Below are 19,972 nucleotides of genomic sequence, written 5' to 3'. Positions count from 1 at the left end.
CCGCGCCCGGAAGTCCCGTGCGGGGGCAAGGACTTCGGGGAGGGGCGGGCCGGTCGGAGAGGGCGTCAGCCGCGGCGCGGCTCCCAGCGCAGCAGGCGGCGGGAGAGGACGAACGCGGCGGCCAGCCAGGCGGCCACCAGCAGCAGCGACGGGGCGGCGGACGTCCAGCCGTGCAGCAGGTCGAGTTCGCGCAGCGGGCCGCCGGCCCAGCTCTCCGCGCCGAACTCGCGGCCGAACCAGGCGGTGCGCAGCCCGCGGATCACCGGCGACAGCGGCAGCGCGCCCGCCGGGCCGTGCAGCCAGTCCGGCAGCGCGGAGACCGGGGTGAACACGCCCGCGCCGAACATGCACAGCACCAGCACGGGCGTGGCCACCAGCGGCGCGGTCTCGGTGGTCGGGGTCAGCCCCGACAGTGCCACCGCCAGCACCGAGAACAGCAGGTAGCCGCCGAGCAGGGTGAGTAGCAGCAGCACGGGATCGGCGGGCAGCGGCGCGCCGAACCAGCCCACCGCGACGCCGCCCAGCACCAGCGCCTGGAGCAGCACCACCACCCCGCCCGCGCCCAACTGTCCGGCGAAGACCGCGCTCGGCGGGCACTCGGTGCCGCGCAGCCGCTTCAGCACCAGCTCCTCGCGGCGCGCCACCACACTGCCCAGCAGGTTGACGAACGAGGTCACCAGCGCCAGCCCGAGCAGTCCGACCGCCACGTAGCCGGCGGCGTTCACCCCGCCGATCTGCTTGTCGCGCAGCGGCGCGGCGACCACCAGGTTGAGCAGCACCGGCAGCAGGAACCCGATGAAGGTGGACCGGCGGTTGCGCCAGAACACCTTCCAGGACAGGCCGAACTGGCCCTTGGCGTACATGAACCAGCTCATCGGGACGCTCCCTCGGGGACGGCGCGGCGGTGGACGGCGGCAGGTGCGGATGCGGTGGGCCCGGTGGCGGCGGGTGCGGCGGCGGTGGGTCCGGTGACGGCGGGCGCGGTGGCCTGGCGGTGGGCGGCGGGCCGGCGGTGGGCGGCGGCGAGGTCCAGGAAGACGTCCTCCAGGGAGCTGGAGCGGACCTCCAGGCCGTCGAGCTCGACGCCCTGCGCGGCCGACCAGGCGTGCAGCGCGGCCAGCGCGGGCGCCGAGCGCGGCACCCGGTACACCGCCCGGCCGTCCGCCAACGACGGTGCGGCGCCGAGCAGTTCCGGGAGGGCGTCGAGCGGGCGGCCGGCCGGCAGCGGCAGCGTGATCAGGTCGCCGCGGCCGGACAGCACCTCGTCGACGGTGCCCTCGGCGGCGATCACGCCGCCGTCCATGATGGCCACCCGATCGGCCAACTGCTGGGCCTCCTCCAGGTAGTGGGTGGTCAGCACCACCGTGGTGCCGCCCGCCCGCAGCTCCTCGACCAGCCGCCAGGTGGTGCGGCGGGCCTCCGGGTCCATGCCGGTGGTCGGCTCGTCCAGGAACAGCAGCTCCGGGTCGTTGAGCACCGCCAGCGCCAGGTCCAGTCGGCGGCGCTCGCCGCCGGACAGCTGGCCGACCCGGGTGCCGGCCTTCGGCTCCAGCGCCACCCGGGCCAGCACCTCGGCGGTGGGCCGGGCCCCGCTGGTGAAGGTCCGCCAGCAGTCGACCGTCTCCTTGACCGTCAACTCCTTGAAGAACCCGCCCTCCTGGAGCATCGTGCCGGTCCGCCGGCGTACCCGCGCGCCCGCCGTGAACGGGTCCAGGCCGAACACCCGGACGGAGCCGGAGGTCGGCGGGTGGTAGCCCTCCAGCACCTCCAGCGTGGTGGTCTTGCCCGCGCCGTTGGTGCCGAGCAGGGCGAAGAGTTCGCCTCGGGCGATGGAGAAGGAGATGCCGCGCACCGCCTCGTAGCCGCCGTAACTGCGCCGCAGATCCACTACCTCCACGGCCGGGGAATTCTCGGAAAGAGGTGTCATGAATGCAGCGTGACGGGTGCGTGCGAGTATGTGCAAGTAGCGCATCGTCGCAGGTCAGAGTACGTGCAAAATGTCATATCGGGCAGTGACATTTCCCCTCCCGCGAATCTGACATCTCCTACTGCACAGGCTTTCGGGAGTCGGTCATAGTTGAGACATCGCCGAGAGCGGAACCGGAGAAAAGCAAAACCGGGAAAGCGATCGGCGAGGCAGTGAAAGCGAGGCGACCGACCCGAGAAGCGGGCCGGCGTCGCGAAACAGAGGGAGATTCCCATGGCGCAGAACGAGATCAACAAGGACGAGCAGTTCGACATCGAGGTCGAGGAGCTGGACACCGTCAACGGCGGCGTCTCCGTCTCCTCGCTGCTCTCCGCCGCCTGCCCGGTGTCGAGCTTCAGCTCCATCTCGAACGCCGCCGCCGAGTAATTCGGGACTGTGCGGGGGTGGTCCGCTCCGGCGGCCCACCCCCGCACCCCCACCCGGCCCCAACGCCGTTGCCCCACTGTCGGATTGAAGGAGAGCCGGGCATGGACAGCCTCCGGCACGAGTTGACGCGGTTCATCCAGCAGCCCACCGCGCAGCAGGACCCACCCGCGCTCTACCGCAGGCTGCTGGCCGAGGCGCCCGTCCTGGACCTCGGCCCGCTGTACGTGGTCTCCGGACATCAGGAGATCCTCGCCGTCCTGATGAACCCCGGCACGCACGTCGACCCGACCACCGTCGGACTGCCCCGGGCCGGCAACACCGCCCTGCTCAAGGTCGTCAACCGGATGCTGCCGATGCGCGACGGCGCCGACCACACCCGGCTCAAGCGGCTCGCCACCGCCGCGTTCAGCCACCGCCGGCTGGAGCAGATGCGCGAGCGGATCGAGACCACCGCCGCCCGCCTGCTCGCCCCGCTGATCGCCTCCGGCTCCTTCGACCTGGTCGCCGACCTCGCCGTACCGCTGCCGGTCGCCGTCTCCTGCGCCGTCCTGGACGTCCCCGACTCCGAGCACGACCGGATCACCGGCTGGGCCTCGCTCGTCGCCCGCTCCCTCCTCGACCCCTTCGGGGACGGCCCCGAGGCCGCCGCGCTCGACGCCGAATTTGCCGAATTCCAGGCCTACGTCGAGGAGTTGTGCGCCGCCCGGGCCGCCGCGCCCGGCGACGACCTGATCTCCCGGCTGACCGCCGCCCGCGACGACGGCCGGCTCGACACCGAGGAACTGCTCGCCTTCGTGGTGATGCTCCTCGCCAACGGCCTGGAGACGCTCACCTCCGGACTCGCCGTCGCCGCCTGGGAGTTGATCCGCACCCCCGGCCTGGCCGCCCGCATCCGCACCGAACCCGCGCTCGCCGCCGACGTCTTCGACGAGGCCCAGCGCCTCGGCAGCCCCGTCCGGGCCAGCGCGCGGGCACTCACCCGCGAAATCACCCTCGGCGGGACCGTGATCCCCGCCGGCAGCGTCGCCATGCTGCTGTACGCCGCCGCCAACCGCGACCCGCGACGCTACGCCGACCCCGACCGCTTCGACCCCGACCGCCCCGAACGCCAGCACCTCGCCTTCGGCCACGGCCCGCACCACTGCCTCGGCGCCCCGCTCTCGCTGATCGCCGGCGCCGCCGTCCTGCGCGGCCTCGCCGAGGCGGACGCCGTACGGCAGTTGAGCACCACGCTGACCGACGCGACCGCCCGCCGCCACGAACAGTTCGCGTTCGGGGGCATCCGCGAGCTGCCTGTCGTCTGCCCGCTGCGGGACCACCTGGTGGGGGTGGCCGCATGACCACCGTGACCGAACGTCCGGACTCGGACACCGCCCCGCAGACCGCCGCCGTCGCCGCTGTCGCCGCCGCGCGGGCCGCCGCCGTGCTGGAGCCCGGCCTCGACCAGCCGGTGCGGCTGATCGGCGCACGCCTCTGGCTGGCCGGCGTCGCCCTGCTGCTGGCCGTCGGCGCGGGCACCGGCTGGGCGGTGTGGGGCACCCTGCCGAACACCCTGACGGTGCCCGCCGTCGCCGCGCACGGCACCGCGCCCGTCCGGGTCGCCGCCACGCACACCGGCAGCCTGCTCGCGTTCTCCGTCCGCCCCGGGCAGCCCGTCACCGCCGGCCAGCTGCTGGCGCAGGTGACCGGGCCCGACGGGACGACCACCGAACTGACCGCCCCCGCCACTGGCACCGTCAGCGCGCTGCTCGCCGCCCCCGGCGCTCAACTCGCCCCCGGCACGCCGGTGCTGGCCCTCGACCCGGTCGACGCGCCGGCCACCGTCCGGCTGCTGCTCACCGACCCGAAGGACGCCGCGAAGCTCGCCCCCGGCCAGCAGGTGCTGGTGCCCGTGCCCGGCGGGGGAGCCCTGCGCGCCGTCATCGACCGCATCGACCCGATGCCCGTCCGCGCCGACACCCTCGACGGCACCCTCCCCGTCGCCGTCCCCGGCCTGCCCACCGGCCCCGCCCCCGTCTGGCTCGCCTACGCCCACCTGCCCCAGGACACCCGCCTCACCGGCCCCCTGGCCCTCGACGTCCGCGTCGACCTCGGCAGCCGCCACCCGTACCAGGCCGTCCTCGGCAAGGAGCCCAAGCGATGAAGCCCACCCGCCTCAAAGCCGCAGAGCCACCACCGACCACGACCGACCGCGACACGACGCCACGCGGCGGCCGACAGAGCAAGCGCTCAACCGACGTGCGCGGCAAGGCCGCTGGACGCCGGGAACGGGTGTCGGGGGGCGTTGCCTCTCCCGGCTCCGCGAAGTCTGCGCCGCGTGCGGGACGCGGCGGTCGGCCGGAGGCTGCCGAGGCCTCCGAGCGCGCTGCGGTCCCCGGCCCCGCCGAGGCTGCGCCGCGCAGCGGCCGGGCTGGGCAGGCCGACACCTCCGCCCACGACGCCGGTGCGGCGCGCGGCAGGAAGGGTGCTGCGTCGTCCGGCTCCGCCGGACTTGCTTCGCGCGGCGGCCGGACCGAGGGCCCCGCCCCGCGGGCGGGTCGCGAAGGCCGGGCGGCTGAGCGCTCAAGTGCGCTGCCCAGCAAGTCCGTCGGTCGGGCGGAGGCGCCCGGACGCGCTGCGGTCTCTGGTGCTGTCGAGTCTGCCCCGCGCAGCGGTGAGGCTGGGCAGGCCGACGCCTCCGCCCACCACGCCGGTGCGGCGCGTGGCGGGGCGGCTGCTGCGTCGCCCGGCTCCGCCGAGGCTGCGCCGCGCAGCGGTCGGGCTGGGCAGGCCGACGCCTCCGCCCCGCGTGCTCGTGCGGCGTGCGGTGGGGAGGGTGCCGGGTCTTCCGGCTCCGCTTCGCGCGGCGGCCGGGCAGGAGGCAGCGCGTCCGGCGGCAGTGACTCAGGGCCGGCATCGGCCAAGTCCGCCAAGTCCGCCAAGGCGGCCGGGCGCAAGCGCCGTTCGTACCTCCGGACGCCTGTCGTTCCGCAGATGGAGGAGCAGGACTGCGGGGCCGCGTGCCTTGCCGTGGTGTTGGGGGCGTTCGGGCGGCGGGTGACGTTGCACGAGGCGTCGCGGGCGTGTGGGGTGTCGCGGGACGGGGTGAGTGCGGCGGCGGTCGCGCGGGCTGCCGGGCGGTACGGGCTGGTGGCCCGGGGGCGTCGGGTGGTGCGTGGCGAGGACCGGCTGCAGGGGCTCGGCGAGGTGCCGGTGCCGTCGATGGTGCTGGTGACCGGCCCGCACTTCGCGGTGTTCGAGGGCGTCAAGCGGGGCCGGGTGTATGTCAACGACCCGTCGCTGGGCTCGTACTCGGCGACGCCGGCGGAGTTCTGGGAGTCCTTCGCGGGCATCGCCGTCGGCTTCGAGCCGGGCCCGGACTTCGAGCGTGGCGGCGTCCGCTTTCCGCTGCTGCGGGCGCTGGCCGCCCGGATGAGGCCGTACGCGTGGCCGCTGCTGGTCGCGGTGCTGGTCGGCATGCTGATGACGGTGCCGGGCGTGGCGGGCGCGTTCCTGCTGCGTACGTACCTGGCGGCCGTGGTGAACGGCGGCCAGGCCGGCTGGGCGGTGCCGCTGACGGTGGCGGGCCTGTCCGTGGCCGGGCTGGTGCTGGCCGGGAACTGGCTGCGCTCCGCGATGGTCAACCGGGTGCTGGAGGCGATGGCCGCCCGTTCCTCGGCGGCGTTCCTGTGGCGGATGCTGCGGCTGCCGGGCGCGTTCTTCCACCGTCGGCAGCTGGGCGGACTGGTCACCCGGGTGCAGCTCAACGACGGCCTGGCGAACCTGCTGTCCTATCGGGTCGCCGGCGCCGCGTCCTCGCTGGCCGCCGCCGCCGTGCACCTGGTCGCGCTGCTCTGGCTGGCCCCGAAGCTCGCCGCGATCCCGATCGCGGTCGCGGTGCTCGACACCCTCGCGCTGCGCTCCGCCGACCGGCGGCGCGGCGGCCTGATGCACCGGCTGCACGCGGAGGGCCACAAGCGCGACGGGGTGGCGTTCGCCGGGGTGTCGGCGATCGAGACGGTGAAGGCGGAGGGGGCGGAGGACGCGCTGTTCCGTTCCTGGGCGGGCTGGCAGGCCCGTGCCGCGCACACCGGTCAGCGGGTCGCCGAAGCCGTCCTGGTGCCGCTCTCGCTGCCCGGCGCGCTCAACTCGGCCGCCGCCGCCGTCGCGGTGGTCGCCGGAACGGTGCTGCTGCTGGCCGGCTCGCTCTCCTTCGGCACCCTGCTGGCGTTCCTGCTGCTGCTCAACGGGTTCCTCCTGCCGATCTCCCAACTGGTCGGCACCGGCTCCGAGTTCACCGTCGCCCGGGCGCAGAACGCGCTGCTGGAGGACGTCGCGAGCAGCGAGGTCGACCCGTACCTCGCACCGGTGCTCGACAGCCCCGCCGAGCCCGTCCGGCTGCGCGGCGAACTGGAGCTGCGCGACCTGGAGTTCGGCTACGACCCGAACCGGCCGCCCGCGCTGTCCGGCATCTCGCTGCGGATCGCCCCCGGCGAGTGGGTCGCCGTGGTCGGCGGCTCCGGCAGCGGCAAGTCGACGCTGGCCCGGCTGGCGGCGGGCGTGCTGCGCCCCTGGAAGGGCGAGGTGCTGCTCGACGGGCGCCCCCGCGACGCCTGGCACCGGGGCGTCGTCACCGGCCAGGTCGCCTACGTGGAACAGCAGTTGAGGCTCTTCGAGGGCACCGTCCGGGACAACCTGACGCTCTGGGACCCGACCACCGCCGAGGACGCCCTGCAGCGTGCCCTCGCCGACGCCGAGGCCGCCGAACTGGTGCGCCGACGCGGCGGGTTGGACGCGCAGATCGACGAGGACGCCCGCAACTGGTCCGGCGGCGAACGCCAACGCCTGGAACTGGCCCGGGCGTTGGCCCTCGACCCGGCGCTGATCGTGCTCGACGAGGCGACCAGCGCACTGGACGCGCACACCGAGGCCGCCGTCAACGAGCACCTCCGGCGGCGCGGCGTCAGCTGCCTGGTGCTGGCCCACCGGCTGAGCACCATCCAGGCCGCGGACCGGGTCGTGGTGATCGCCGCGGGCCGCATCGTCCAGCAGGGCCCGCCCGCCGAACTCGCCGAACAGGACGGCCCGTACCGGGAGTTGCTGCGCGAAGCCGCACGCGGGACCGAGACCGCCGAGACCGCCGAGACCGCCGAGACCGCCGAGACCGCCGAGACCTCCCGGACCGACACGACCACCGAGAACCGACCCGCCCGAACGGAGGTGCAGGCATGAGCACGATGACCGCCGCCCGCCATGGCGGGACAGAGACTGCCGCGGCGGACGAGGAGCGCGACCCGGCGACCCGGGCCGACGCCACCGCGGCTGCCAACCGGACCGCACTCGCGGACGCGTTGGCCGAACTGGGAACCGCCGCCACCACCCGTCCGCACGCCTTCCCGCGCCGCGGCGAGACCTCGCCGTTCGCGCCGCGCCACCGCGCGGACCAGGCGCGGGAGGTGCTGCGGGCGCTGGGAGTGGCCGTTCCCGAGGAGATCCCCGCCGCAGTGCGGGACGCCGCCGATCCGGTCACGGCGCTGCTGCGCCGGGCCGGGGTCCGCTGGCGTCCCGTCACCCTCGCCGACGGGGACGAGACCGGCACGGCCGGCCCGATGGTGGCGTTCGCCGCCGAGGACGGCCGACCGATCGCCCTGATTCCCCGGGCCGGACGGCACCGCCGTCACGACCCGGCCTCCGAACGGGGGGCATCCCGTTCGGCTTTGAGCCGCCAGGCGCTGCTGCTGTACCCGCCGTTGCCACCGGGGCGCCCGACCCCGGCAGTCCTGCTGCGTTTCGCCCTCGCCGTTCCCGGTGCCCGCCGGGACCTCGCGGTGCTGAGCGTGGCGGGGCTGGTCTCGGCGCTGCTCGGTCTGCTCGTCCCGCTGTCCACCGGAGTGCTGCTGCCCGGCCTGCTGCTGGCCGACAAGCACCCGGTGCGCTGGCTGGCCGTGCTGCTGGGCTCCGCGGTGGTGGCGTCCTGGCTGCTCACGCTGGTCCGCAACGCCGCGGCCGTCCGGCTCACCAGCCGGGTGCAGCACGCGCTCGAACCCGCTGTCTGGGACCGGCTGCTGGCCCAGGACGCGCGGTTCTTCCGCGACTTCACCACGGGTGATCTGGTGCACCGGGCGAACGCGGTGGCGCAGGCCCGACAGGCCCTTTCGGAGGTGCTGGTGGGCGCCGTGCTGGGCGCGGTGTTCGCCGTCACCGGTCTGACGGTGCTGCTGCTGGTGGACTGGCGGCTCGGCGGGCTGCTGCTGCTCGCCGTGCTGGCGGTGACGGCCGTGCTGCTGCTGCTCGGCCGTCGCCGCCAGGAGTTCGAGTCACAGGTGTTCGAGGCGCACGGACAGCTCCAGGGGGTGCTGTACGGGCTGCTGCTGGGCATCGACAAGATCCAGACTGCCGGCCGGGAGATCCAGGCCTTCGCCCGCTGGGTGACCCCGTTCGCCGGGCAGAAGCGCGCCGACGCCGCCGCGATGCGCTCCGACGCGGTCGCCGGGGCGCTGACCACCGCGCTCCAGCCGCTGCTGCTGGCCGTGCTGCTGGCGGGGGCGACGTTCGGCCCGGCCGCCGCGGCCGGGCACCTGATGGCGGCGGGCGTCGCGGCCGGCCAGGTCGCGCTGGCGCTCGGCCAGGTCACCCACGCGGCGGCGAGCGCGTACGGCGTCGCCCCGGTGCTGGAGCGGCTGCGGCCGATCCTCGCCGAACCGACCCCGGGCGCCGGCGGCGGGGCCGACCGTTCCGGGCAGCTCGCCGACCCGGGCCGGCTGAAGGGCCGACTCGCCCTGGACGGCGTCACGTTCCGCTACCCGGGCAGCGCCCTGCCCGCGCTGGACGCGGTGTCGCTGCGCGCCGAACCCGGCGAGTTCGTCGCCGTGGTCGGCCCGTCCGGGGCGGGAAAGTCCACCCTGATCCGGCTGCTGCTCGGCTTCGAGCGGCCCGAGTCCGGGGCGGTCCGCTACGACGGCCGCGAACTCGCCACGCTGGACGCCAGGTTGGTGCGGCAACAGGTCGGCTCGGTGCTCCAGCACGGCCGGATGCTGCGCGGCTCGCTGCTGGAGAACCTGGCCGGCGCCGACCCCGACGTCGACCAGGACCGGATCTGGCACGCCGCCGAACTCGCCGGAATCGCCGACGAGTTGCGCGCCCTGCCGATGGGTCTGGGAACCCGTGTGGGTGAGGACGCGCAGGGCTTCTCCGGCGGCCAGGTGCAGCGCCTGCTGCTGGCCCGCGCCCTGGTCCGCGACCCCGCCGTGCTGCTGCTCGACGAAGCCACCTCCGCACTCGACAACGCCACCCAGCAGCGGGTCGCCGAGGCCGTCGCCGGCCTCGACCGCACCCGCCTGGTGATCGCCCACCGACTGAGCACCATCCGCACCGCCGACCGGATCTGCGTGCTGGACGGGGGCCGGGTGTCCGCCGAGGGCACCTACCGCGAACTGCTCGGCACCGACCCGCTGTTCACCCGCCTCGCCCGTTTCCAGGAGATGTGAGATGTCGCTCGAAATGCAGACCTGGCTCCGCACCGCCGGAAGTCCGGGCCCCGACGCCCCGCCCGCCACGCTGCTGCCCGAAGTCCCCGGCGCCGACGAGCGCCTGCGGGCGGTCGTCGCCGCCGCCGCGAGCTTCGAGGAACGCGCCGCCGCCCGCGACGACGGGCAGGCGCTGTTCACCCCCGACCCGGCCGAGGACCGGCGCAGCCGCGCCGCCGCCGTCGAGACCTGGCTGAGCCGCGCCGCCGGCGACCAGCGCTCCGCCGGCGTGCTGCTCGAACACCTCGCCGAGACCGGCCGCCCGCTCGGCGAGGGCCTGCGCCGGGTCCGCCTCGCCGACCCGGGCAAGCTGCCCTCCTGGGCGCACGCCCTGGCCGCCTTCCTCCGCGCCCAGCAGACCGAACCCGCCACCGCGCCGGGCGCGTTGACCGCAGGGTTCGCGGCCGCCGCCGACGCCCTGCTGCCCACCGGGCCCGGCGGGATCCTCGGCGTCCCGGTCGCCGACGCCGCCCGCGCCGACCTGGCGAAGACCCTGACCGGCCGGCTCACCGAGGCCTGCAACCTGACCTTCTGCCACGAGTTCCAGCTCGTCACCGGCCGCCCGCGCGCCACCGAGTGGAACGCCGAAGGCGGCCCGGACGCCTCCGTCGCCGGCTGGCTGGCCCGCCTGGAGCGGCTGCCCGCCCTCGCCTACCTGGTCGGCACCGTCTGCCGGCAGTGGCAGGAGATGTACACCGAGATGTTCGCCCGGCTCGCCGCCGACCGCACGGAACTCGTCCGGCGGATGTGGCACGGCGTCGACCCGGGCGCCCTCGCCGCCGTGCGCGGCGACGCAGGCGACCGGCACGCCCAGGGCCGCTCGGTGGCACTGCTGCACTTCGAACACGGCGCGGGCGTGGTCTACAAGCCCAAGGACATGCGGCACGCCACCGCCTTCCTCGGCCTGGTCGAACGCCTCAACTCCGAACTGACGCTGGACCTTCCGCTGCGCACCGTGGTGGTCCGCTCCGACCGCGGCGACGACGGCCACGCCGCCTCGCTGAGCGCCGACTGCTCCGGCGACTACGGCTGGGAGGAGCTCGTCCCGTCCCGCCCCTGCGCCGACCCGGCCGGCTTCGCCCGGTTCTACCGCCGCCTCGGCATGACGATCCGCCTGGTCCAGCTGCTGGAGGGCCGCGACCTGTGGGCGGACAACCTGCTCGCCGACGGCGAGCACCCGGTGCTGATCGACCTGGAGTGCCTGCTGTACCCGCGGGTGCAGGCCCCGCCGGTGCTGACCGCCGCCCAGCACGGGCTGCTGGACGAGCTGGAGACCACCGTGGTGCGCACCGCGATGGCCTTCCAGGCCTGGACGCCCGCCGGCCGCACCGACGCCCTCGACATCGGCTGCCTGTCCCGGGTCGGCAGCCTGGAGACCGCCCCGGGCGTGCCCGCCCTGCCGCTGCCCCCGTACCGCCCGGTGCACGACGGGCAGCCCGCCGACCCCTGGCAGTACACCGAGGAGGTGGTCGACGGCTACCGCGAGATGCACGCCGCCCTGCACCGCCTGCGCGGCGAACTCGCCGACCCCGAAGGGCCGTTGAGCGGCTTCCGGGGCGTCTGGGTGCGCTACATCTGGCGGCACACCTGGGACGGCTACAAGATCCTGCGGGCCTCCACCAGCCCGCTCGCGCTGGACGACGGCGCCACCCGCGAGACGGTCATCGCCGGCGCGCTGCGCGGTGCCGTCGTCGCCCGCGCCGGGGACGCCGCCCGCAGCGACCTGCTGGAGGTGGTGCTCGCCGAACTCGACTCGTTCCGCACCTTCGACATCCCGTTCTTCCGCTCGCTGACCACCTCCTCCTCGGTGTTCACCGCCGACGGTCGGGAGATCCCCGGACACTTCCAGTCCACCGGCTGGAAGCGCCTCCAGCAGCGGGTCGCCGAACTCGACGGCTTCGACCTGGACGCGCACGTCGCCGTGCTGTCCGGCTGCGTCGACGCCGCCCGGGCCGGCACCGAGCAGGCCCCCGGACAGCCTGTCCCGGACCCGGCCGTCCGCCCGCCGGTGCCGCGTCAGGCACACGCCGCCGAACCGCCCACCCCCGGCGAGCTGTTGACGGCCGCCACCGCGCTCGGCGACCGGATCCTCGCCGACCGGCGGCCCACCGGCTGGCTCGGCCAGAGCTGGTACCCCGGCACCGGACTGCGGCAGGTCGAGGCGCTCGGCCCCGACCTGGTGTCCGGCACCCTCGGCATCGCCGTGCTGCTCGCCGAACTCTGGTCCGCCACCGGCGAGCCCCGCTTCCACCGGGCCGCGCACGGCCTGCTGTCCGAGGCCGCCGCGCTGATCGACCCGAACGAGCCGCGGGCGTTCTCCTTCGCCGGCGACTCCCGGCTGGCCTCCGGCGCACCCGTCCCCGGCGGCTTCGCCGGCCCCGGCGCGATCATCCACGGCCTGGCCCGCGGCGGACTGCTGCTCGGCGAACCCGACTTCCTGGCCGCCGCCCGGGCCCTGGTCCCCGGCGCGCTCTCGGTCGCCGAATCCGCCTCCGACCGGCCCGGCCGCCGCGCGAAGGTCCCGCACGGCGACGTGCCGCTCGGCACCGCGGGCCTGCTGCTCAACCTGCTCCGGCTGCGCCGCGCCGCCGGCGCCGGCCACGCCGACACCGACCGGGCGATCCGCACCCTGGCCGCCGGCGCGCTCGCCCGGCTCGGCGAGGAACACGCCCCGTTCGACTTCCGGCAGCTCGTCCTCGGCGGCGCCGACTCGATCGCCGCCGCCCTCGCCCGCACCGTCGCCGAGGCCCCCGCGCTGCTCGCCGACCCCGAGGCCGTCCGGGACCGGCTGCGCGCCCACCGCTTCGCCACCGCCACCCGGGCGGGCCGCCTCGCCTGCCTGGACACCGCCGTCTCGCTCGGCGCGGACGCCGTCGACGGCGCCGACCTGGGCGCACTCGCCCCGCCCGTCACCGGCCCCGAACTGGCCGCGCTCACCGGCCGGGCCCTGCTGTCCGCCGCCACCGAGGCGCTCACCGCCGCCGAGGCCGGACTCGTCCACACCCTGCCGGAGGCCCCCGAGAACACCGAGGCCCTGCTGCCCGGCCCGTTCTACGACGGACGCGAGGCCGCCGCGCTGATGGTCCGCGAACTGCTCACCCGGCACCGCCTGCACGGCACCTGGTTCCCCGACCGGGCCGCGCACGACGCCGTCAACCTCGGCGCGCTGGACGGCACCGTCGCCGTCGGCCTGCTGCTGCTGCGCCTGCACGACACGTCCGCCGCCCCGCTCGCCACCCTGCGCTGACCCCGCGCCGCTTCGAGGAGTACCCCGCCATGTCCGAACTCATCGGCTTCAAACGCCACTTCACCCCGTACGTGGTCGACGGCGAGGCCGTCTACCTGGTCTCCGAGCGCGGCGTCTCGGTGGTCGACGGCCGGCTCGCCCAGGCCCTCGCCCCGCTGTTGGACGGCACCCGTACGGCTGAACAGATCGGCGCCGCCCTCGACGGCGTCGTCCCCGCCGACAAGGTCGACGCGGGCGTCGACAAGCTGCGGGCCGGCGGCTGGGTCACCGCCGCCGACCCGGCCACCGACCGGCCCGGTGCGGCCTTCTTCGAGATGGCCGGACAGGACGGCGACGCCGCGATGACCGCGCTGCGCGGCGCGCGAGTCCGCATCGAGGTCTACGGCGAACTGGACACCGCCCCGTTCCTGGCCGCGCTCACCGCCGCCGGCGTGACCGTCGACCAGGACGCCGCGTTCACCGTCGCCCTCACCGAGGACTACCTGCACCCCGGCCTCGCCGACCGCAACCGGCAGGCCCTCGCCGACGGCCGCCCCTGGCTGCTGGCCCGCCCGGTCGGCTCCATCGTCTGGGTCGGCCCGGTGTTCACCCCCGACGTCCCCGGCGTGGACGGCACCGGCTGCTGGGAGTGCCTGGCGCACCGGCTGTCCGCCAACCGGCAGTCGCTCAGCTACCTGCAGCACCGCCTCGGCCAGGACGAGCCGATTTCCACCGCCGGCGCCCACCTGCCCGCCACCCTCGCCCTCGGCACCCAGCTCGCCGCCCTGGAGACCGCCAAGTGGCTGGCCGGCGCCCGCCCGTCGCAGCCCGCCGTCACCACCTTGGACACCGTGCTGCTGGAGAGCGAGAAGCACGTCCTGGTCCGCCGCCCGCAGTGCGCCTCCTGCGGCGACGACGCGATGATGACCCGCCGCCAGCTGGAACCCGTCCGCTTCGAGCCCCGCCCCAAGGCGTTCACCGCCGACGGCGGCCACCGCTCCGCCTCGCCCGAGGACATGCTGGAGAAGTACCGCCCCCAGCTCAGCCCGGTCACCGGCGTCGTCACCACCCTCGTCCCCGCCGCCCGCACCCCCACCGGCCTGCGGGTCTACGTCTCCGGGCAGAACCTGTCCCGGCAGAGCGGCGACCTCAAGCAGCTGCGCACCGGCCTGCGCTCGGTCAGCTGCGGCAAGGGCCGCACCGACGTCCAGGCCCGGGCCTCCGCGCTCGGCGAGGCCATGGAACGCTTCTCCGGCGTCTTCCAGGGCGACGAGGCCCGCCGCCTCGCCACCTTCGCCGAACTCGGCGACGCCGCCGTCCACCCCGAACGCACCCTGCTGTACTCCGCCAAGCAGTATGCCGAACGCGACCGCTGGAACGTCAAGCAGTCGATGTTCAACGTCGTCCCCGTGCCGTTCCGCACCGACGACCCGATCGAGTGGTCCCCGGCCTGGTCGCTGACCGAACAGCGCCACCGCTGGCTGCCCACCCAGGCCATGTACTACGGCTACCGGCACCGCGGCCGGTTCTACGCCGCCGGCGACTCCAACGGCTGCGCCGCCGGCACCTCCTTCGAGGACGCCGTCCTGCAGGGCTTCCTCGAACTCGTCGAACGCGACGCCGTCGCGCTCTGGTGGTACAACCGCGTGCAGCGCCCCGGCATCGACCTCGACGCCTTCGGCGACCCGTACATCGACCAGCTGCGCGAGGTCTACCGCGGCCTGCGCCGGGAGATCTGGGCGCTCGACCTGACCGCCGACTTCGGCATCCCGGTGGTCGGCGCGTTCTCCCGCCGGCTCGACGCGAAGCCCGGCTCCGGCACCAACGAGGACGTGCTGATCGCGTTCGGCGCGCACCTCGACCCGCACATCGCGCTCACCCGGGCGCTCACCGAGATGAACCAGTTCCTCGGCCCCGTCGCCGGCGACGAGCACGGGCGGGTCACCTACGCGGGCGCCGACCCCGAGCAGAAGGCCTGGTGGACCACCGCCACCGTCGCCAACCAGCCCTACCTGCTGCCCGACCCGAACGCCCCGCGCTCCACCCCCGCCTCCTGGCTGCCGCTGGCCGGCGCCGACCTCGCCGACGACCTGGCACTCGTCCAGCGGATCGTCGAGGACCACGGCATGGAGTTCCTGGTGGCCGACCAGACCCGCCCCGACGTCGGCCTGCCCGTCGCCCGGGTGATCGTCCCCGGCATGCGGCACTTCTGGGCCCGCTTCGCGCCGGGCCGGCTCTACGACGTCCCCGTCCGGCTCGGCTGGCTGGACACCCCGACCCCGGAGAGCGCGCTCAACCCGATCCCGATCTTCATCTGACCGACGTGCGGGGCAGCCGGGCCCGGCTGCCCCGCCCACCCGGGGAGGTACCCATGACCGTCATCGACCACCTGCCACCCGTCGCCACCACCGGAGGCCACCGACCGCTCCGCCGGCTGCTCCGCCTGCGCCCCGAGGTCGACGTCACCGCCCAGGGCGCCGACGTCGAACTCGCCCACCCGTGGGGCCGCCAGCGCGTCCACGCCCTCGGCGAGCGCACCGTCGCCGCACTCGCCGAACTCACCCGCACCGACGCCGACCTGGACGAACTCGCCCTCGACCAGGTCCGGCTGCTCAAGCTCCTCGAACGCTTCCCGTACCTGGTCACCACCACCGTCACCGGCCCGCTCGGCGACCCGCTGGCCACCGCCGTGCCGATCGCCCGCGCCGCCGCCCTGCCCGGATTCGCCCGCCCCACCGGCCAGTTGGTGCTCTCCCGGTTCGCCTACCTGCGCCGGCTCCCGGACGGCCACGGCGAGTCCTGCGTCCTCGAATCCCCGATGGCGCCGTTCCGGCTGGTCCTCCACCGGGCCGCCGCCGGGGCCTTCGTCGCCGCCCTCAGCGCCTCCCGCACCGCCGAGGACGCCGCCCTGCTGGCCGGCATGTCCGCCGCCGAGGGCGAGGCGCTGGCCGGACTGCTCGCCGGCGGCGGCTTCCTGGACGCCGGCCAGGGCGCCGAAGCCCCGCTGTGGGACTTCCACGACCTGCTGTTCCACTCCCGCAGCCGCCCCGGCCGGCACGACTACCCGACCGGCGGCGTCTTCGCCCACCAGGACGTCCCGCAACTGCCCGCCGTCTCCGGCCCCGGCGCCCGCGAGGAGTCCGAAGGCATCGACCTGCCCGTCCCCGACTGGGACACCGTGGTCGCCCGCGACCCCGCCCTCAGCGAAGTCCTGGAAGGCCGCCGCTCGGTCCGCTCCTACGCCGAGACCCCCGTCACCCTCGACCAACTCGCCGAACTGCTCTACCGGGTGGCCCGGGTCCGCCGCGTCATCCCCGGCGACCCCGCCGACCCGCACGGCTACGACGGCGTCGAACGCCCCTACCCGGCCGGCGGCGCCACCGGCGAACTGGAGATCTACCTCTCGGTGGTCAAGTGCGTCGGCCTCGAACCCGGCGTCTACCGGTACGACGCCGCGGCCCACCGGCTGCGCCCCCGGCCGTTCCAACACCCCGGCGAGGAGACGGCGTTCAGCGAACTCGTCACCGCGGCCTGGCGGGCCACCGCCTGCACCGTCGACCCGCAGGTGCTGCTCACCGTCACCAGCCGGTTCGGCCGACTCTCCTGGAAGTACAGCCAGATCGCCTACGCGCTGACCCTCAAGCACGTCGGCGTGCTCTACCAGACCCTCTACCTGGTGGCCACCGCCATGGGCCTGGCCCCCTGCGGACTCGGCTCCGGCGACACCGACGCCGCCGCCCGCGCCCTCGGCCTCGACTGGACCGCCGAATCCTCCGTCGGCGAGTTCCTGATCGGCAGCCGCCCCGCCGACGTGCCCCGCACCGCGCACGGCTTCGCCGACGTGGTCGACGCCGCCCGCGCCGGGGAGGGACTCGGCGAGACCTTCTGAAGCGAGCCTTTCCGAGGCCCCGTCCGTCCGTAAGCGCGCATGCCTGCGACCCGTCAGCGGGAATCTGACGGGTCGTCGGCGGGTCTGCGTGTTCTCTTCTCGGCGGCGCCTACAGCCAGCCGCACTCGCGGGCGATCCGGATCGCGTCGCACCGGTTGCGCGCACCGGTCTTGGCGATCGCCGCCGACACGTAGTTGCGCACCGTCCCCGGCGACAGCGACAGCGCCGCCGCGGCCTCCTGCACCGTGCTGCCCTCGGCGATCTCGCCCAGCACCGCGAGCTCCCGGCGGCTGAGCGGTCCCGACTGGCCCCCGCGCACCACCTCCAGCACCAGCCGCGGGTCGTACACCCGGCCGCCGCGGGCCAGTTCGCGCACCGCCGCGATCAACGCCGGCGCCTGCACGTCCTTCAACAGCACCCCGGCCGCGCCCTCCACCAGCGCCCGCCGGTCCTGCGCCGTCCGCGGCAGCGCCGGCACCAGCAGCAGCACCGCGGCGCCCGGTACGGCGTGCTGCAGCCGCCGCGCCGCCGCCGTCGGGTCCGGCTGCTCCGGATCGACGCCCAGCACCGCGACCGCCGGGCGCACCCCGGGAGCCGCCGCCGCGGCCTCCTCGCCGCCGACCGCCTCGGCGACCACCGCGAGGTCCTCCTCCCGGTCCAGCAACGCCCCCAGCCCCGAACGGAACAGGTGGTGCCGGTCGGCCAGCAGCACCCGGGTCGGGCTCGCCGCCGCCGCTGTCGCGGCGAGCGGGAACTGCGGGGACAGGGCCCGCTGCACCAGCGGGCGTTCCAGTGCGGTGGTCATCCGGACACCTCCCCGGCTCTGTCGCCCGGCCCGGTCAGCCCCAGCCCCAGGTGTCCGAGTGCGGCGGCTCGGTCGAGGTCGGGCTGCCCGACGGCGACGGGGTGGGCGCCGGGGTCGGCCCGACCACGATCGCCTGCGCGCCGGCGTCCGCCGGCGACTGCGGCCCGCCCACGACGGCGCCGTCCGCCGTGACCACCGCGCCCGGCCGGGTCGGGCCCGTCAACTCGGCGGCGGTGGCGATGCCGCCCACCAGCATCGCGCCCAGAGCGGCAATCGTGACAAAACGGATGTTCAGCGTCATGGGAGTGCCCGATCCTCTCGCATTCAACCGATCCCCGGGCTGCCGCCGGGGCCTGTGGTGTGAACGGCAGTCAGGTACTGGTGCGATTCGCGGCCCCCGCCGGGGGCTGCTCCCGCGGTCTCGCACCGCCGTCCTGCCGACATCACCAAGAGTGGCCCGCCGGGCACCCCCGCGTCAGCACCCGGAGCTGGCACCAGAGTGCCGTGACACCGAACGGCCACCACCCCCAGGGCCTGTCCGGGCGGCCGTCAACTCCTCGCGCGGGCCAGCCCCATGCCGAGCGCGATCCACGGATCGGCCTCGCAGCGCACCACCGACCAGCCCGCCAACGGCCCGCCCGGCTCCGCCAGCGCACCCACGCCCGAACGCAGCGCCCGTTCCGCCGCCAGCAGCGAAGAGGCCGTCAGGAAACACACCGCCGCCAGCCCGTCCGGCCCGGCCAGCACCCGGGCGTGACAGACCCTGGCCCCGTCCAGCGGCAGCCGGGTCAGGGCCAGCCGGACCGGACCGGCACCGGCCTCCAACGCCGGCCCGCCCTGGACGGGCCGCGGCGGGATCAGCTCCAGACGGATCGCATACACCTCCCCAGCGTGACAAACCCGGGCCCCCGCCGGACCGTGTCACGGGTGACAGATATCCGCATGGCACGAAAATGACAGTTGCCCGGCACCCTTCACTGTTCGGCCACCTGTCCGACAGAATCTCCGCAAGTCAGTTCTATAACTGACCAGGGCGGCGCTAACCTGACGCCCGATCAGGAACGCCAACCCGGGGGCAGCGCGCCGAGAACGGCGCTTTGGAGGCCGAAATGAACAGAGCGATCCGCACCGCCACCGGACAGGACACCCGGAAGACCGCCCGTTGACCGCCGGCGGCCCGATCGGACTCGACGCCTTCGGCGAAGCCGTCTACCGGGCGATGCTGCTGCACCCCGACCTCGACACCGGCGGCCTCGCCGGCCACCTCGACTGCACCGAGACCGACGTCTGCGACGCCCTCGACCGCCTCGCCGACCTCGCCCTCACCCGCCCCACCAGCTGCGGCACCCGCTGGCGCGCCGTCAACCCCGAACGCGGACTCGCCGCCCTGCTCGCCCACCAGGAGGCCGAGGCCGCCCGCCGCCAGCGCGAGATGGAACGCAGCCGCTCCGCCATGGCCGGCCTGATCGCCGAGTACGCCAGCCTGCACGCGCCCGGCGAACAACGCGGCATCGAAATGCTCGTCAGCCTCGACCAGGTCCGCGACCGGCTGATCCAGCTCGCCTCCGACGCCACCGCCGAAGTGCTCTCCTTCGCCCCCGGCGGCCCGCAGCCCGCCCAGGTCATGGAGGCCAGCCGCACCCTCGACCAGGAGACCCTGGAACGCGGCGTCCGAATGCGCACCGTCTACCAGGACAGCGTCCGCAACGACCCCGCCACCGTCCAGTACGCCCGCTGGCTGCACGGCCTCGGCGGCGCCGTCCGCACCGCGCCCACGCTGCCGCTGCGCATGATCGTCGTCGACAACTCCACCGCCATCGTCCCGATCGACCCCGAGGACCCCCGCAAGGGCGCCGTCCTGCTGCAGAGCCCCGGCGTGGTCGCCGCCCTGCGTGCCCTGTTCGACCAGGTCTGGGACCACGCCCGCCCGCTCGGCGAACCCGACCGGCGCGACCCGCACGGCCTCACCGGCCAGGAACGCGAACTGCTGCGCCTGCTCGCCGAAGGACTCACCGACGAGCGCGCCGGCCAACGCCTCGGCGTCTCGCTGCGCACCGTCCGCCGGATGATGGCCGACCTGATGGTCCGGATGGACGCCCGCAGCCGCTTCCAGGCCGGCATCCAGGTCGCCGCCCTCGGCTGGCTGGCCGCCGCCGAGGACGCCCCCGCCTGACGTTCCGACGGCGGGCTGGCG

14 protein-coding genes are annotated in these 19,972 nt (G+C 75.2%); 9 read left to right on the top strand and 5 right to left on the bottom strand.

Annotated features, from left to right (window positions below; genetic code table 11):
- Positions 1-65: 65 nt before the first annotated feature.
- Positions 66-875: an ABC transporter permease gene (locus AMK19_RS13525; protein WP_073811383.1), complete on the bottom strand. Its 810-nt coding sequence runs from the start codon at positions 873-875 to the stop codon at positions 66-68.
- Positions 872-1,927: an ABC transporter ATP-binding protein gene (locus tag AMK19_RS13520; RefSeq protein WP_083646751.1), complete on the bottom strand. Its 1,056-nt coding sequence runs from the start codon at positions 1,925-1,927 to the stop codon at positions 872-874. The genes AMK19_RS13525 and AMK19_RS13520 overlap by 4 nt, the downstream gene beginning before the upstream one ends.
- Positions 1,928-2,200: 273 nt before the next feature.
- Here AMK19_RS13520 and AMK19_RS35965 point away from each other — a divergent pair, with 273 nt between their 5' ends.
- The 8 genes from AMK19_RS35965 to AMK19_RS13485 all read left to right on the top strand — a co-directional run bounded on the left by AMK19_RS35965 (position 2,201) and on the right by AMK19_RS13485 (position 16,973).
- Positions 2,201-2,353 carry a hypothetical protein gene (locus AMK19_RS35965; protein WP_158071904.1) on the top strand — a complete coding sequence of 51 codons (153 nt, stop codon included), beginning with the start codon at positions 2,201-2,203 and terminating at the stop codon, positions 2,351-2,353.
- Between the two features lie 101 nt (positions 2,354-2,454).
- Positions 2,455-3,693: a cytochrome P450 gene (locus AMK19_RS13515; RefSeq protein WP_073811381.1), complete on the top strand. Its 1,239-nt coding sequence runs from the start codon at positions 2,455-2,457 to the stop codon at positions 3,691-3,693.
- Positions 3,690-4,496, top strand: coding sequence for an HlyD family efflux transporter periplasmic adaptor subunit (locus AMK19_RS13510; protein ID WP_073811380.1), 807 nt, complete (start codon positions 3,690-3,692; stop codon positions 4,494-4,496). Before AMK19_RS13515 ends, AMK19_RS13510 begins: the two co-directional genes overlap by 4 nt.
- On the top strand, positions 4,493-7,564 hold the full coding sequence (locus AMK19_RS13505; RefSeq protein ID WP_143200196.1) for an ATP-binding cassette domain-containing protein: 3,072 nt from the start codon (positions 4,493-4,495) through the stop codon (positions 7,562-7,564). Before AMK19_RS13510 ends, AMK19_RS13505 begins: the two co-directional genes overlap by 4 nt.
- A complete protein-coding gene (locus AMK19_RS13500; protein WP_073811376.1) occupies positions 7,561-9,819 on the top strand; it encodes an ATP-binding cassette domain-containing protein in 2,259 nt (752 codons plus the stop codon). Before AMK19_RS13505 ends, AMK19_RS13500 begins: the two co-directional genes overlap by 4 nt.
- 1 nt (position 9,820) lies before the next feature.
- Positions 9,821-13,105 carry a type 2 lanthipeptide synthetase LanM gene (locus tag AMK19_RS13495; RefSeq protein WP_073811374.1) on the top strand — a complete coding sequence of 1,095 codons (3,285 nt, stop codon included), beginning with the start codon at positions 9,821-9,823 and terminating at the stop codon, positions 13,103-13,105.
- 29 nt (positions 13,106-13,134) lie between these two features.
- Positions 13,135-15,402, top strand: a complete 2,268-nt coding sequence (locus AMK19_RS13490) for a TOMM precursor leader peptide-binding protein (protein ID WP_073811373.1) — start codon at positions 13,135-13,137, stop codon at positions 15,400-15,402.
- Between the two features lie 53 nt (positions 15,403-15,455).
- Positions 15,456-16,973: a SagB/ThcOx family dehydrogenase gene (locus tag AMK19_RS13485; RefSeq protein ID WP_073811371.1), complete on the top strand. Its 1,518-nt coding sequence runs from the start codon at positions 15,456-15,458 to the stop codon at positions 16,971-16,973.
- A 109-nt stretch (positions 16,974-17,082) separates the two neighbouring features.
- On the opposite strand, the gene AMK19_RS13480 is transcribed toward AMK19_RS13485, so the two are convergent.
- The 3 genes from AMK19_RS13480 to AMK19_RS13470 all read right to left on the bottom strand — a co-directional run bounded on the left by AMK19_RS13480 (position 17,083) and on the right by AMK19_RS13470 (position 18,660).
- A complete protein-coding gene (locus AMK19_RS13480; protein ID WP_083646749.1) occupies positions 17,083-17,778 on the bottom strand; it encodes a response regulator transcription factor in 696 nt (231 codons plus the stop codon).
- 34 nt (positions 17,779-17,812) lie between these two features.
- On the bottom strand, positions 17,813-18,079 hold the full coding sequence (locus AMK19_RS13475) for a hypothetical protein (protein ID WP_073811369.1): 267 nt from the start codon (positions 18,077-18,079) through the stop codon (positions 17,813-17,815).
- 248 nt (positions 18,080-18,327) lie between these two features.
- Positions 18,328-18,660 (bottom strand): hypothetical protein, encoded by a 333-nt coding sequence (locus tag AMK19_RS13470; RefSeq protein WP_073811368.1) that lies wholly within the window; start codon positions 18,658-18,660, stop codon positions 18,328-18,330.
- A 280-nt stretch (positions 18,661-18,940) separates the two neighbouring features.
- Between AMK19_RS13470 and AMK19_RS13465 the strand changes: the two genes are divergently transcribed.
- Entirely contained in the window at positions 18,941-19,951 is a 1,011-nt protein-coding gene (locus AMK19_RS13465) for a LuxR C-terminal-related transcriptional regulator (protein ID WP_241844390.1), read from the top strand.
- Positions 19,952-19,972: the final 21 nt, after the last annotated feature.

The organism is Kitasatospora sp. CB01950, from assembly GCF_001905465.1.
In the GTDB taxonomy this organism is placed as follows: Bacteria; Actinomycetota; Actinomycetes; order Streptomycetales; family Streptomycetaceae; genus Kitasatospora.
This window is presented reverse-complemented; position numbering and strand designations above follow the sequence as displayed.

What these genes read in the sequence shown, in the direction of transcription:
- AMK19_RS13525 (WP_073811383.1), bottom strand. Translation starts at nt 875, where the DNA reads ATGAGCTGGTTCATGTACGCCAAGGGCCAGTTCGGCCTGTCCTGGAAG.
- AMK19_RS13520 (WP_083646751.1), bottom strand. Translation starts at nt 1,927, where the DNA reads ATGACACCTCTTTCCGAGAATTCCCCGGCCGTGGAGGTAGTGGATCTG.
- AMK19_RS35965 (WP_158071904.1), top strand. Translation starts at nt 2,201, where the DNA reads ATGGCGCAGAACGAGATCAACAAGGACGAGCAGTTCGACATCGAGGTC.
- AMK19_RS13515 (WP_073811381.1), top strand. Translation starts at nt 2,455, where the DNA reads ATGGACAGCCTCCGGCACGAGTTGACGCGGTTCATCCAGCAGCCCACC.
- AMK19_RS13510 (WP_073811380.1), top strand. Translation starts at nt 3,690, where the DNA reads ATGACCACCGTGACCGAACGTCCGGACTCGGACACCGCCCCGCAGACC.
- AMK19_RS13505 (WP_143200196.1), top strand. Translation starts at nt 4,493, where the DNA reads ATGAAGCCCACCCGCCTCAAAGCCGCAGAGCCACCACCGACCACGACC.
- AMK19_RS13500 (WP_073811376.1), top strand. Translation starts at nt 7,561, where the DNA reads ATGAGCACGATGACCGCCGCCCGCCATGGCGGGACAGAGACTGCCGCG.
- AMK19_RS13495 (WP_073811374.1), top strand. Translation starts at nt 9,821, where the DNA reads ATGTCGCTCGAAATGCAGACCTGGCTCCGCACCGCCGGAAGTCCGGGC.
- AMK19_RS13490 (WP_073811373.1), top strand. Translation starts at nt 13,135, where the DNA reads ATGTCCGAACTCATCGGCTTCAAACGCCACTTCACCCCGTACGTGGTC.
- AMK19_RS13485 (WP_073811371.1), top strand. Translation starts at nt 15,456, where the DNA reads ATGACCGTCATCGACCACCTGCCACCCGTCGCCACCACCGGAGGCCAC.
- AMK19_RS13480 (WP_083646749.1), bottom strand. Translation starts at nt 17,778, where the DNA reads ATGACCACCGCACTGGAACGCCCGCTGGTGCAGCGGGCCCTGTCCCCG.
- AMK19_RS13475 (WP_073811369.1), bottom strand. Translation starts at nt 18,079, where the DNA reads ATGACGCTGAACATCCGTTTTGTCACGATTGCCGCTCTGGGCGCGATG.